This is a genomic window from Nocardiopsis alborubida (assembly GCF_012396365.1).
GTDB lineage: Bacteria > Actinomycetota > Actinomycetes > Streptosporangiales > Streptosporangiaceae > Nocardiopsis > Nocardiopsis alborubida.
Window position 1 is genome coordinate 34,152 of the sequence record NZ_JAAXPG010000011.1, and the last position, 13,289, is coordinate 47,440.

Here is a 13,289-nt window from a genome sequence, read left to right on the forward strand (position 1 = left end):
GGGCAGCACCATGCCGTCACGAGTGGTCGTCTTCGACTACGGCTCCGGCAACCTGCGCTCGGCGCAGCGCGCCATGGAGCGCACCGGAGCCGACGTCACCGTCACCTCCGACCCGCACGCCGCCCTCGACGCGGACGGCCTCGTCGTCCCGGGCGTGGGCGCTTTCAGCGCGTGCATGTCCAGCCTCCGGGCCGCTGGCGGCGACCGGATCATCGGCAGGCGTGTGGCCGGGGGACGTCCGGTCCTGGGCATCTGCGTGGGGATGCAGGTGCTCTTCGAGCAGGGGGTGGAGCGCGCCGACTCCGGCTCCGAGGCGGGGGAGGAGGTCACCGAGGGCTGCGGCGAGTGGCCCGGCACGGTGGACCGCCTGCGCGCGCCCGTCGTCCCGCACATGGGCTGGAACACCGTCCGCCCGCCCGAGGACACCCGGCTCTTCGCCGGGATCGGACCCGAGGACCGCTTCTACTTCGTGCACTCCTACGCCGTGCGCGAGTGGGGGTTCACACCCACCAACGAGCGCATCCCCGCGCCCGGGGTGACCTGGGCCGAGCACGGCGAGCCGTTCGTGGCCGCCGTCGAGAACGGGCCGCTGTGGGCCACCCAGTTCCACCCGGAGAAGTCCGGGGACACGGGCGCCCGCATCCTGGCCAACTGGGTCGACACCCTCTGACACGCCGTTTTTCCGACCGACCGACGAGAACGAGATGACTCCATGACCGGCGAGACCACCACCCCCGTACTCGAACTGCTCCCCGCCGTGGACGTGGCGGGCGGCCAGGCCGTCCAGCTCGTCCAGGGCAAGGCGGGCTCCGGCGGGCAGTACGGCGACCCCTTCGAGGCGGCCCTGGCCTGGCAGTCCGCCGGCGCCGAGTGGATCCACCTGGTGGACCTGGACGCCGCGTTCGGCCGCGGCCACAACCGCGACCTGCTGCGCGACATCGTCGGCCGCCTGGACGTGAAGGTGGAGATGTCCGGCGGCATCCGCGACGACGAGTCGCTGGCCGCCGCCCTGTCCACCGGGTGCAGGCGGGTCAACATCGGCACCGCCGCCCTGGAGAACCCCGAGTGGTGCGCGAGGATCATCGCCGAGCACGGCGACCGGATCGCGATCGGCCTGGACGTGCGCGGCACCACCCTGGCCGCGCGCGGCTGGACCCGCGACGGCGGCGACCTCATGCGGACCCTGGAGCGCCTGGAGTCGGAGGGCTGCGCCCGCTACGTCGTCACCGACGTCCAGAAGGACGGCACCCTCAAGGGCCCCAACCTGGACCTGCTGCGCACCGTGTGCGAGCGCACCGACAAGCCGGTGGTGGCCAGCGGCGGCGTCTCCAGCCTGGAGGACCTGCGGGCGATCGCCACGCTGGTGCCGCTGGGCGTGGAGGGCGCCATCATGGGCACCGCCCTGTACGAGGGCGCCTTCACCCTGGAGGACGCCCTGGCCACGGTGCGCGAGGCCGGGAGCGTGCGGCGGTGAGCGTGTCGGTACGCGTCATCCCCTGCCTGGACGTGGACGCCGGGCGGGTGGTCAAGGGCGTCAACTTCGAGAACCTGCGGGACGCGGGCGACCCGGTGGAGCTGGCGGGCACCTACGACGCCGACGGCGCCGACGAGCTCACCTTCCTCGACGTCACCGCCTCCAGCGGTGACAGGGAGACCACCTACGACGTGGTGCGCCGCACCGCCGACCAGGTGTTCATCCCGCTGACCGTGGGCGGCGGGGTGCGCACCCCCGACGACGTGGACCGGCTGCTGCGCGCGGGCGCGGACAAGGTGGGCGTCAACACCGCCGCCATCGCCCGGCCCGAGCTCATCCGGGAGATCGCCGAGCGCTTCGGCCGCCAGGTGCTGGTGCTCTCCGCCGACGTGCGCCGGGTGCGCGAGGGCGGACGGCCGACCCCGAGCGGGTTCGAGGTCACCACGCACGGCGGGCGCCGCAGCGCCGGGGTCGACGCCCTGGAGTGGTGCGAGCGCGCCGCGGAGCTGGGGGCGGGGGAGATCCTGCTCAACTCGATGGACGCCGACGGCACCCGGTCGGGCTTCGACCTGGAGCTGATCCGGGCGGTGCGCTCGCGGGTGGAGGTGCCGCTGATCGCCTCCGGCGGCGCGGGCGCGGTGGAGCACTTCGCCCCGGCCGTGGCGGCGGGCGCGGACGCGGTGCTGGCCGCGACGGTCTTCCACTTCGGGCAGTTCACCATCGCCGACGTCAAGAAGAGCCTGCGCGAGGCGGGCCACCCCGTCCGCTGAGCGGTGCGGGTCCCGGCCCCGAACGGCTCGGCTGGCTCCGGGCACACGGCCTCCGCGCGCTCGCGAGCGCGCGGAGGCCGTCCGTGTGCACGGGCCCGCCCGCCCCCTGGCCGGGCACCGCCCCCGGCCGGAGTCCGGTTACGTTCGGCGGCCCCGTACACGCGCACGCCGTCGAATCGGTTGGCGTATGTGCTGAGAAAAAGGGACAAGGGCAGAGAACTGTGTCCTTTTGGTGGTATTGGCGTGCATTTTGTGAACGTGACGCGGGTCTCACACATCGAACAGTGTGTAACACCGAACCGCCGTGTAGCACCGACCACGGGGACCACAGGGGAAAGGAACCTCTCCATGTCCACCACCACCGGGCGGGCCGCGTCCCTTCTCGCGGCCGCCGCCCTCGCCGCGACGACCGCCCTCGCCACCGCGCCCGCCGCCCTGGCGGACGACCTCGACCAGACCTCTCCCGAGGCCCTCGCCGCCATCGAGTCCCAGGTCTGGCCCGAGTACACCCTCGGAGACTCCAGCATCGACGTCTACGCCGCCAAGATGCTGCTCTCCTACGGTGAGATCAACCCCGGCGAGCTCGACCTGGAGTTCGACCAGGACCTCCACGACACCCTCGTCACCTACCAGGAGGCCTTCGGCCTGCACGACGACGGCGACCTCAACCCCGACACCTGGGAGCACTTCCAGGAGCTGGTCTTCGGCCAGCACCAGTTCCGCCGCGGCGACACCGGCCCGGTCGTCACCATGATCCAGCGCGAGCTCAACGCCAAGTTCAACGCCCACCTGGCCACCGACGGCGTCTACGGACCCGCCACGGAGCGGGCCGTCCGCGACGCCCAGGAGTACTTCGGCATCGGAGTCGACGGTGTCTTCGGGCCCGTCTCCTTCCACGCCGTGATCAGCTACCAGGACTACGCCCGCTGACCGGCCCCGCGGCGCCCCGGTGACCCGCGCCGGGAACCAGGACGCGCCCTCTCCCGCGGTGTCCGGGCCCGCCCTCCCGGGGCCCGGGCCCCGTTCCGCCCCGAACCAGACGGAATAGCCCCGTCGCGCCGTGCGCTGAAACAATCCGGTGGAACCTTGTCGGTGCCGCTGGATAGGTTGACACGACACGCGCACATCCACGCCCTCCGGCATGCCCGGAGGCCGCCGTGCGCGTGTCGGGCTGCGCCGGGCCTGCCCGGCCACGGAGGAGAACGGGGGGCGTATGGCGCGGGGTACGAGCACCAGGGAACCGGAGAACGAGGAGGGGTCGGCGCCGCCCGGAGCCGCGGAGGGACCGGGAGCACACAGGACGGCGGACGGGCCGGGAGCACGCGGGGGATCCGACGCCGCCGAGCACACCGGGGTCTTCGCCCGCGGCATGCGCGTGCTGTGGATCGCCGCCCGCACCGAGCCGTGGGTCTTCCTCGCCGCCGTCGTCGGCGCGATGCTGCACGCCGCCGTCACCGTCGGCTCCGCCTCCGTCCTCGGCTACCTCACCGACGCCACCATCCTCCCCGCCTTCGAGCAGGGCAGCACCACCGCCGCCGCCCTCCTCGGCGCCGCCGCGCTCCTCATGGGCGTGGGCCTGGGCAAGGGCACCGGCATCGCCATGCGCCGCATGCTCGCCGCACTCATGCAGTTCCGCATGCAGGCCCGCTACCGCCGCGCCGTCGCCCGCAAGTACCTCGAACTGCCCCTGTCCTGGCACCACCGCCACCCCACCGGACAGCTGCTGTCCAACGCCAACGCCGACGTCGAGGCCGCCTGGCAGCCGCTCGCCCCGCTGCCCATGGCCGTCGGCAGCGTGTTCATGCTGGTCATCGCGGCCGTCGCCATGGTCACCACCGACCCGGTCCTGTCCCTGGTCGCCTTCGTCGTCTTCCCGGTCCTGGCCGCCGCCAACGTCGTCTTCCAGCGCCGCGTCTCACCCATGGCCTCCCGCGCCCAGGCGCTGCGCGCCGAGGTCAGCGGCGTCGCTCACGAGTCCTTCGACGGCGCCCTCGTCGTCAAGACCCTGGGCCGCGAGGACACCGAGACCGAGCGCTTCACCTCCGCCGCCCACCGCCTGCGCGACGCGCTCATCCAGGTCGGCCGGATGCGCTCGATGTTCGACCCGGTCATGGAGGCCCTGCCCAACTTCGGCGTGCTCGCCGTCCTGCTCCTGGGCATGTGGCGGCTGTCCACCGGCGCCATCGACGCCGGGGACCTGGTCCAGATCGCCTTCCTGTTCACCCTCCTGGCCCTGCCCATCCGCTCCTTCGGATGGATCCTGGGCGACCTGCCCCGCAGCGTCGTGGGCTGGGACCGCGTCCAGTCCGTCCTCGACTCCGACGGCGCCATGGAGTACGGCACCCGCGCCCTGGAGGACACCCCCACCGGCATCGCCCTGAGCGCCCGCGGCGTGACCTTCTCCTACGCCGACTCCTACGACGCCCGGGGCGGCGCGCGCGACCTGATGGACGGCGGCGCCGACACCGAACCGCGCACCACCGTCCTCAACGGAGTGGACCTGGACATCGCCCCCGGGCGCACCGTCGCCCTGGTCGGCCCCACCGGGTCGGGCAAGTCCACGCTCACCACCGTCCTCATGCGCCTGGTCGACGCCGACACGGGCACCGTCAGCCTCGACGGCGTCGACGTGCGCGACCTGGCCCGCGACCAGATCCCCCGGCACGCCGCCCTGGTGCCCCAGGGCACCTTCGTGTTCGAGGACAGCGTCCGCGACAACATCACCCTGGGCACCGACGCCGACGACGACCAGGTCTGGGCCGCCCTGCGCCTGGCCCGGGCCGACGGCTTCGTCCGCGAACTGGAGGGCGGGCTCGACGCCCGGCTCGGCGAGAAGGGCACCACCCTCTCCGGAGGACAGCGCCAGCGCCTGGCCCTGGCCCGCGCGATCGTGCGCCGTCCGCGGCTGCTCATCATGGACGACGCCACCTCCGCCGTCGACCCCCAGATCGAGGCGCAGATCCTGGCGGGCCTGCGCGAACGCGACGACGCCGCCACCGTGGTCGTGGTCGCCTACCGCCGCGCCACCATCGAACTCGCCGACGAGGTCGTCTACATGGAGCGCGGACGCGTGCTGGCCCGCGGCACCCACGAGGAACTGCTCACCACCTCGCCCGGCTACACCAGGCTCGTCACCGCCTACGAACGCGCCTCCGCCGAGGGGCAGGCCGAGAACGCCCCGCTGCCCGAGGAGCCCGGCCCCCTCGAACCCGCCCGCCCCACCCGTGACGACGCCGCCGAGGAGGCCACCCGATGAGCGCGCCCACCCGCGACGAGCAGCGAGAGCGGGAGGGGGAGGAGCGGCCCGGCCGCGCCCCCGACGACCCGGCCGTGTCGCTGCACCGCTCCTCCGAGGGCGCGATGGACACGCTCAAGCGCGGCCTGCGGCTCTCCCCGGAGTTCGCCCGAGGCCTGTGGCTCACCCTGGCCTTCGCCGTCGTGGCCACCGCGGGCAAGGTCGTCGTACCCGTCGCCGTCCAGCAGATCATCGACAACGGGCTGTCCGGGCCGGACGGACCCGACCTGGGCTTCGTCACCCGCATGGTGGCCGTCTGCGCCGCCCTGCTCGTGGTCACCATGATCTGCTCCTACCTGATGAACGTGCGCCTGTACCGGGCCACCGAGTCCGGCCTGGCCACACTGCGCCGCAAGGCCTTCCGGCACGTGCACGACCTGTCCGTGCTCACCCAGAACAGCGAGCGCAAGGGTGCCCTGGTCTCCCGCGTCACCAGCGACGTCGACCAGATCAGCACCTTCATGCAGTGGGGCGGCCTGCTCCTGCTGGTCAGCAGCGGCCAGCTCCTGGTCGCCACCGTCCTGATGGCGGTCTACTCCTGGCAGCTCACCCTCGTGGTGTGGATCTGCTTCCTGCCGCTGCTGTTCGGCGTGCGCTGGCTCCAGAAGCTGCTGTCCAAGGCCTACCTCAAGGTCCGCGAGAACACCGGCGACATGCTCGGCGTCATCGGCGAGACCGTCATGGGCGCCTCCGTCATCCGCGCCCACGGCACCGAGCGGCGCACCGCCGAGCGCATCGACACCACCGTCCTGACCACGCGCCGCTCCCAGGTGCGCGCCCAGCGGCTGTCCATGGCGGTCTCGCCCTTCGCCGAGATCATCGCGGCCCTGGGCAACACCGCCGTCGTCCTCATCGGCGTCTGGCTCGGCCTGGGCGGAGGACTGACCGCCGGACAGCTCATCGCCTTCCTGTTCCTGATGACCCTGTTCATCCAGCCGATGATGATGGCCACCGAGATCTTCAACGAGGCCCAGAACGCCATCGCGGGCTGGCGCCGCGTCCTGGGCGTGCTCGACACCGTCCCCGACATCGCCGACCCCGGCGAGGCGGGCCGGGTGCTGCCGCGCGGACCGGTCCGGGTCTCCTTCGACGAGGTGACCTACTCCTATCCCGAGGGGCCCGTCGTCCTCGACGACGTCAGCGTCGAGATCACCCCCGGCACCCGCGTGGCCGTGGTGGGGGAGACCGGTTCGGGCAAGACCACCTTCGTCAAGCTGCTCACCCGCCTCATGGACCCCGCGCGGGGCACCGTCCGGCTCGACGGCGTCGACCTGCGCGAGGTGGCCTTCTCCTCCCTGCGCAGCCGCGTGGTGATGGTCCCGCAGGAGGGCTTCCTCTTCGACAGCTCCCTGGGCGACAACATCCGCTTCGCCCGCCCCGAGAGCACCGACGCCGAACTGGAAACCGCCGTCACCGAACTGGGGCTGGCGGAGTGGCTCGACAGCCTCGCCCACGGGCTGGACACCCCCGTGGGCCAGCGGGGCGAGTCGCTCTCGGCGGGGGAGCGGCAGCTGGTGGCCCTGGTGCGCGCCTACATCGCCGACCCCGACCTGCTGGTGCTGGACGAGGCCACCTCGGCGGTGGACCCGCACACCGAGGTGCGCATCCAGCGCGCCCTGGACCGGCTCACGCGCGGGCGCACCTCCGTGGCCATCGCGCACCGGCTGTCCACCGCCGAGGCCGCGGACAGGGTCCTCGTCTTCGACGACGGGCGCATCGTGCAGAGCGGCTCACACGCCGAGCTGGTGGACAGGCCCGGCGTGTACGCCGACCTGTACGCCTCCTGGGTGCGCTCCTCGGCCTGACCCGGGCTGTCCACAGGCCGGCCGAAGGGGGTGCGCCCGCGCGGCCGCCGGGCTACCGTTGATTCGGGGGTGCCGCGTTCCTCCCGTGGTGGGGGGCGGTCCCCCCGAATCCATTCTCCCCGTGCCACCTGAGCTGGTGCGACACCCGGACCGGGCCTGTGGACGTCCGGCCCCCGCGGCCCCCGTGCGGTCGGTGCGGGGCGCGTAGTGTCGGGGGTATGCGCCCCCAGCCCGACTTCGTCAACCCTCCCGCGCTGCCGCACGAGGCGGTGGCCGAGACGGTGGAGCGTGCTCTGCGCGACCGCTCTCAGGAGGGGGCGGCGGCGAGCGCCCTGGTCGGAAGCGCGTTGAACGACGACGACGGCGAGTTCGTCGAACGCTGGTGCGTGCGGGTCGGGACACGGGCCGCGCCGGGCAGCCCGCTGCTCGGGCTGGCGTGCCTGTGCCTGGGCCACATCGCCCGACGCTTCGGACACCTCAGCGACGAAGCCCGCGCGCTGGCGGAGTCGCTGGCGGCGCGTGCCGAGGCGGACCCCTCGGACGTGGACGCCCGGGCCCTCGACGGCCGTGACGACGTCCGGAGCTTCCTGCGCCCGCGGTGACCTCTACCGGCCGCGCCACCAGTGCGCCGCCAGCAGCTCCGCCACCAGCGGCTCCACCAGCAGGCTCACGTCCTGGTCGGTGTCGCCCGGGTAGCGCACGGTCAGCTCCGCCTCCGGCATCCGCTCCTGGCCGGGGGTGGGGCCCACCGCCACGAACGACCCCCGCAGCTGCCCCAGGTGCTGGGCGAAGCGCTCGTCGTAGGCCGAACCCGCGAACAGCAGCGCCCGGTAGTCCGTCACCGCCGCCAGGTGGCGGTCGGTGTGCGACCACTCCCCGGTCTCACACGCGTGCGCCACCCGCACCGGCCCCTGGCGCATCACCCGCACCCCCTGCCAGGCCGACGCCATACGCTCGGCCGGAGCCACCATGTGCACACCGTGCGGCGACTCCAGGACACGGGCGACCTCCGGCACCCACCCCGGCGCGCTCTCCAACAGCGACGCCGTCGCGTTCGCCGCACGGCGCAGCAGCCCCGGCAGGGTCTGGCTGCTGCCCGGCCGGGGCGCGCCCAGGCGGTGCCCCAGCAGCAGGAGCAGGGCCAGCGCGTGCGGGTAGGCGCGGCAACCCACCCCGCTCGCCTCCTCGCCCGCGTGCAGCGGCACCAGCAGGTCCGCCTGGCGCCCCACCACCGAGTCCACCGACGGGGCCAGCACGATCACCGGCGACCGCGCCACGTAGCGGTCCAGCGCCGTGTACAGCTCGCGCTGCCCGCCGCCCAGGCTCACCGCGACCACGAGCGTCTCGGGCCCCGCGGGCGGTTCCTCCGCCGACGAGGAGAAGTCCGCACTCGCCGCGACCCCCGCCCGGCGCAGCCGCGCCGCCGCCACCTCGCACGCGTGCCGCGCCGTGCCCAGACCCAGGAAGCGCACCGCCGCGGGCTCGTCGTCGAGCAGCGCGGGCAGCGCGGCGTAGGGATCCCACCGCGGGAAGCGGTCGGCGAGCCGGGTCAGCGCCTCGGGCTTGCCCGCGAGGTCGCGGGACAGGGACTCGGCGGTCACGAAACCCCCAGGGTACGAAGGCAGGGCGAAGGACGACGCACGAACTCTAGGACATCCGCGCCCCCCGCCTCCCGGCACCCGCCGTCCCCCGGCCCTCCGTTCCGGACCGCTCCGCTCCGAGCAGCCCCGCGCCACCCCGCGCCGCCCCAGAGACAGGGGACACCCGGTGCGGGGCGCTCCGGCGGCGGCCATAACCTGGAGTGCATGAGCGTCACCAGCCTCGACCCGGACATCGCCGCCCGCCTCAAGCGGAACCCGGACGGCCTCGTCCCCGCCGTCGTGCAGCAGCACGACACCGGGGAGGTACTCATGCTCGCCTGGATGGACGACGAGGCCCTGCACCGCACCCTCACCACCGGCTCCGCGACCTACTGGTCGCGCAGCCGCGGCGAGTACTGGGTCAAGGGCGCCACCTCCGGACACACCCAGCGTGTGGTATCGGTCGCACTCGACTGTGACGGGGACACCCTGCTGGTCCGCGTCGACCAGGAGGGCGCCGCCTGCCACACCGGCGACCACACCTGTTTCGACGCCGGGAGACTCCTGTGAGTTCGTCCGCCTTCCCGCCCCGCGCGCGCCGGGAGTACGGCCTGGCCATGCTCGCCCTGGCCGCCGGGGCCGGACTGCTGCTCGCCGCCGCCGGACGCCAGTGGGCGACCGGCGAGCTCACCGCGCCGGGGCCGGTCGCCCCCGTCTCCGTGGAACTCACCGGAACCGACCTCACCGGTGCCCTGAGCGGCATCGGCTGGGCCGGGCTGGCCGGGATCGCGGGCCTGTACGCCACCCGGGGCTGGGCCCGCCGCGCGGTCGGCCTCCTCGTCGCCCTGGGCGGAGCGGCCGCTCTCAACGCCGTCTGGGGCGCCACCCGTCCCAGCGCGCTCCTGGACGCGGTGGCCGACAACACCACCGACACCGCCGGGGCCGCCCAGGTGGCAGCCGACCCCCGACTGCTGGCCCTGGGGCCCGCCATGGCCGTGGCCGGAGCCGTGCTCCTGGTCGCGGCGGGGCTGGTCGCGGTCCTACGAGCCCCTGCCTGGCCGGGTATGGGCACCCGGTACGATCGGGACGCCGCACCGCGCGCGACCCGGTCCGAGACGCCCTCCGACCTGTGGAGGTCGCTGGACGCCGGTGACGACCCCACACTCGACGCCGAGCCCGGAGGCGCCACGCCCGCGGACTCCGACAGCGCCGCACACGCACCGCTGGCAGCACGCCCAGCCGAACCTAAGGAGAAGACCTGATGGCTGACGAGCACCACGACGACCACGGCAACACCCTGTCCGCCTGGTTCCTCACCGTGTCCTGGATCGTGGCGTGGTCCGTGGCGGCCTTCGCCATCGTCTTCCTCGGCGGCGACCTGCTGCTGTGGACCGCCGTCGCCCTCGTCGCCAGCGTCGTGCTCGCCGCGATCGCCGGCGTCATGAAGAAGGCCGGCTACGGCCGCAAGGAGCCCCGCCCGGTTCCGCCCACGCGCGAGGAGTGGGAGGCCGGCCGCAAGTCCGGCGCCGCGCAGCCCGAGCCCGCCGCCGCGCAGCCCGGTCCCGCCCTGGACCCCGACGCGACCAAGGTCTGAGGAACACGGGACATCGGGAAAGCACCAGCTCACAACGAGTGAGTAACGGAAATATGGACGAAGGTCCCACGGGGCGGGTAGATTCGGCCCACCGGCCACGACTGCCGCGTTGGTTCGGTTCGGTAGGAGTCTCACCGATCTGGCATCATTCCTTTCTGCCCGCGGTGTACGCGACCTGGTGATCCAACCCTGCCCCGTGTTGGACCGGAGTGCTTCTCCGTGCGCCGCGCAAATCCCTTGTCCTCTTCCGGAAAGTTGCACCGAGCATGAGTTATGGTCCCCCTCCCCCCGGCAACCCCGGCCCGCCCCCCGGCGGCGGCTACGGTCCCCCCGGGGGCGGCGGCTACGGCCCGCCCTCCGGCGGCTACGGCGCCCCCAGCGGTCCTCCGCCGGACAACGGCCTGGTCTGGGCCATCGTCGCCATCTTCTGCTGCTGGCCCTTCGCCATCCCCGGCATCATCAACGCCACCAAGGTCAACGACCTGTGGAACCGCGGTGACCAGGCGGGGGCCATGGAGGCCCAGAAGCAGGCGAAGAAGTGGACGAAGATCGCTTTCATCTGCGGTGGCATCCTGTGGCTGCTCCTCATCGCCTTCTACGCCATCCTGTTCTTCATCGGACTGAGCGCCGCGGCCACCGCTCCGACGTACACCACCTACTAGCGAGGCGGGGCCCAGGGTCCCACCACGCTCCGCCCGCCCCCGAGCGCTCCGGCGCTTGGGGGCGCCCTTTCTGTATGCCTTCGAACCCCTAGGCTGGTCACGTGTACCCACAGCACGAAGAGCCGCCCCAGAGCCAGCCCCCCCGTCCTCCGGCCGAGCCGCGCTCCCCGGGAGACCGGCTCAGGCGGTGGGCCGCGTCGCTGCACCCGGTCGTGTGGCCCGCCGGACTGGGCGTGCTCGGTCTGGCCGGAGCCACCCTCCTGCACTTCGTGGACCCCAACGAGCCCGGTAACTACCCCACCTGCCCCTGGCTGCTGATCACCGGCACCTTCTGTCCCGGCTGCGGCAGCATGCGCGCGATCGCCCTGCTCACCCACGGGGAGATCCTCGCCTCCATCAGCATGAACCCCCTGCTGTGGCTGCTGTTGCCCTACGTCGCCTGGACCTACGGGCGTTGGCTCCTCCACTCCGTCCGACCGCCCAAGAGGTACCCCAAACTGACACCGGGCTGGTTCCTGTGGGGCATGCTCATCGTCATCATGGCGCACTGGATCCTGCGCAACCTGCCCTGGTTCTCCTTCCTCGCCCCCGGGACACCCCTCCTCCCCGGCTGGTAGCAGAACCAGGACGGGCTCACCGCAGTCCTACTCCGCGAACGCGGCCGCGCGCCGCCGCACGCGGAAACAACGCTCCGAAAAGGTGCCATCACATGAGCTACGGCCCTCCCCACGCCGGCGGTTACGGCCCTCCCGGCGGCTACGGTTACTACGCCCCGCCCCCCGGCGGGCCGCCCAGGAACTACCTGGTGTTCAACATCCTGGGCATCGTCAGCTGCATCCCGCTGATCGGCGTCATCGGTCTGGTCTTCGCCCTCCAGGTCAACAGCAAGTGGGAGACGGGCGACTACATGGGAGCCCAGTCCGCCTCCGACACCGCCAAGGTGCTGGGCATCATCGGCCTGGTCTGCTTCGTCCCCGCGGCCCTCTACCTCCTGGTCGTACTCGTGTACTTCCTGTTCATGTTCGCGATGCTGGCGGCCATGTGACCGCCGGTCGGCGCGCCGCACCGACACACCGGTGCGCGAGTCCCCTTTCCGGCTCCCACCGCCGCCACCGCGGCGGTCTCCCACGGGGTCGGCGGCCCCGCGGTCCCCACGGGTGGATACGATGACCAGCAACACGGTGCGGCGGTGTCCGATCCCGCCGCGCGAGGGGCCCGCACCACGGGCCACCACCGTGCCGGCCCACTTTCACGAGGGAGCAGTAACTGGTGAGCGTGCTCGACGAGATCCTCGACGGAGTACGCGCTGACCTGGCGCAGCGGCAGGAGGACCTGCCCCTTGACCGCCTCAAGGCCCAGGCCGGGTCGGTGCCCACCCCCAAGGACGCCGAAGCCGCCCTGCGCCGCCCGGGTGTGCACGTCATCGCCGAGGTCAAGCGGGCCAGCCCCTCCAAGGGCCCCCTCGCGGCCATCACCGACCCCGCGTCCCTGGCCCGCGACTACGAGGCCGGCGGCGCCGCCCTGATCAGCGTCCTCACCGAGCAGCGCCGCTTCAAGGGCAGCCTCGCCGACCTCCAGGCCGTCCACAAGGCGGTCGACACCCCGCTGCTGCGCAAGGACTTCGTGGTCAGCTCCTACCAGCTGTGGGAGGCCCGCGTCTTCGGAGCCTCCGCCGTGCTGCTCATCGTCGCGGCCCTGCCGCAGGAGGCCCTGGTCTCCCTGGTGGAGAGGGCCCGCTCGCTCGGCCTGATGCCGCTGGTGGAGGTCCACGACGAGGAGGAGGTCGCGCGCGCACTCGACGCCGGGGCCACCGTCGTCGGCGTCAACGCCCGCAACCTCAAGACCCTGGAGGTGGACCGGGACACCTTCTCCCGGCTCGCCCCCCTCATCCCCTCCGACGTCGTCAAGATCGCCGAGTCCGGTGTCCGCGGCCCGCACGACCTGCTGGCCTACGCGGGGGCCGGAGCCGGAGCCGTCCTCGTCGGCGAGAGCCTCGTCCGCGGCCGCAACCCGCGCGAGGCCGTCGCCGACCTGGTCACCGCCGGGGCCCACCCCGCCCTGCGGGACCGGAACTAGGGGGCCGCAGCCCGTGAGAGGGTCGACGCAGGC

At 73.1% G+C, this 13,289-nt stretch carries 15 protein-coding genes; 14 read left to right on the top strand and 1 reads right to left on the bottom strand.

Annotation, left to right across the window (positions count from 1 at the left end; genetic code table 11):
* Nucleotides 1–10: 10 nt before the first annotated feature.
* From hisH to HGB44_RS13220, 7 genes are all read left to right on the top strand, one after another.
* Nucleotides 11–670, top strand: coding sequence for an imidazole glycerol phosphate synthase subunit HisH (gene hisH / locus HGB44_RS13190; protein WP_061083104.1), 660 nt, complete (start codon nt 11–13; stop codon nt 668–670).
* 42 nt (nt 671–712) lie between these two features.
* The gene (gene priA, locus HGB44_RS13195; protein WP_061083103.1) at nt 713–1,474 is read left to right on the top strand and encodes a bifunctional 1-(5-phosphoribosyl)-5-((5-phosphoribosylamino)methylideneamino)imidazole-4-carboxamide isomerase/phosphoribosylanthranilate isomerase PriA; all 762 of its coding nucleotides are present in this window, start codon (nt 713–715) and stop codon (nt 1,472–1,474) included.
* A complete protein-coding gene (gene hisF / locus HGB44_RS13200) occupies nt 1,471–2,244 on the top strand; it encodes an imidazole glycerol phosphate synthase subunit HisF (protein ID WP_061083102.1) in 774 nt (257 codons plus the stop codon). Before priA ends, hisF begins: the two co-directional genes overlap by 4 nt.
* Nucleotides 2,245–2,592: 348 nt before the next feature.
* Nucleotides 2,593–3,174, top strand: coding sequence for a peptidoglycan-binding domain-containing protein (locus HGB44_RS13205; protein WP_061083101.1), 582 nt, complete (start codon nt 2,593–2,595; stop codon nt 3,172–3,174).
* Nucleotides 3,175–3,457: 283 nt separating this feature from the next.
* Nucleotides 3,458–5,500 (top strand): ABC transporter ATP-binding protein, encoded by a 2,043-nt coding sequence (locus HGB44_RS13210; protein ID WP_061083100.1) that lies wholly within the window; start codon nt 3,458–3,460, stop codon nt 5,498–5,500.
* On the top strand, nt 5,497–7,344 hold the full coding sequence (locus tag HGB44_RS13215) for an ABC transporter ATP-binding protein (protein ID WP_061083099.1): 1,848 nt from the start codon (nt 5,497–5,499) through the stop codon (nt 7,342–7,344). The genes HGB44_RS13210 and HGB44_RS13215 overlap by 4 nt, the downstream gene beginning before the upstream one ends.
* Before the next feature lie 218 nt (nt 7,345–7,562).
* Nucleotides 7,563–7,946, top strand: a complete 384-nt coding sequence (locus tag HGB44_RS13220; RefSeq protein WP_210751600.1) for a hypothetical protein — start codon at nt 7,563–7,565, stop codon at nt 7,944–7,946.
* 3 nt (nt 7,947–7,949) lie between these two features.
* Here the strand turns inward: HGB44_RS13220 and HGB44_RS13225 are convergent, their stop codons facing one another.
* Nucleotides 7,950–8,945, bottom strand: coding sequence for an SIS domain-containing protein (locus HGB44_RS13225; RefSeq protein ID WP_061083098.1), 996 nt, complete (start codon nt 8,943–8,945; stop codon nt 7,950–7,952).
* A gap of 204 nt (nt 8,946–9,149) precedes the next feature.
* On the opposite strand from HGB44_RS13225, the gene hisI reads away from it, so the two are divergent.
* From hisI to trpC, 7 genes are all read left to right on the top strand, one after another.
* Entirely contained in the window at nt 9,150–9,494 is a 345-nt protein-coding gene (hisI, locus tag HGB44_RS13230; RefSeq protein WP_013154196.1) for a phosphoribosyl-AMP cyclohydrolase, read from the top strand.
* The gene (locus HGB44_RS13235; RefSeq protein WP_231972631.1) at nt 9,491–10,186 is read left to right on the top strand and encodes a Trp biosynthesis-associated membrane protein; all 696 of its coding nucleotides are present in this window, start codon (nt 9,491–9,493) and stop codon (nt 10,184–10,186) included. Before hisI ends, HGB44_RS13235 begins: the two co-directional genes overlap by 4 nt.
* Nucleotides 10,186–10,518 carry an HGxxPAAW family protein gene (locus HGB44_RS13240; RefSeq protein WP_061083097.1) on the top strand — a complete coding sequence of 111 codons (333 nt, stop codon included), beginning with the start codon at nt 10,186–10,188 and terminating at the stop codon, nt 10,516–10,518. The genes HGB44_RS13235 and HGB44_RS13240 overlap by 1 nt, the downstream gene beginning before the upstream one ends.
* Nucleotides 10,519–10,784: 266 nt before the next feature.
* On the top strand, nt 10,785–11,180 hold the full coding sequence (locus HGB44_RS13245) for a CD225/dispanin family protein (protein WP_061083096.1): 396 nt from the start codon (nt 10,785–10,787) through the stop codon (nt 11,178–11,180).
* Between the two features lie 101 nt (nt 11,181–11,281).
* Complete coding sequence (locus HGB44_RS13250) at nt 11,282–11,797, top strand: DUF2752 domain-containing protein (RefSeq protein ID WP_061083095.1); 516 nt, start codon at nt 11,282–11,284, stop codon at nt 11,795–11,797.
* A gap of 92 nt (nt 11,798–11,889) precedes the next feature.
* The gene (locus HGB44_RS13255) at nt 11,890–12,225 is read left to right on the top strand and encodes a CD225/dispanin family protein (RefSeq protein WP_061083094.1); all 336 of its coding nucleotides are present in this window, start codon (nt 11,890–11,892) and stop codon (nt 12,223–12,225) included.
* A 224-nt stretch (nt 12,226–12,449) separates the two neighbouring features.
* A complete protein-coding gene (gene trpC / locus HGB44_RS13260) occupies nt 12,450–13,256 on the top strand; it encodes an indole-3-glycerol phosphate synthase TrpC (protein WP_061083093.1) in 807 nt (268 codons plus the stop codon).
* The last annotated feature ends 33 nt before the right edge of the window (nt 13,257–13,289 follow it).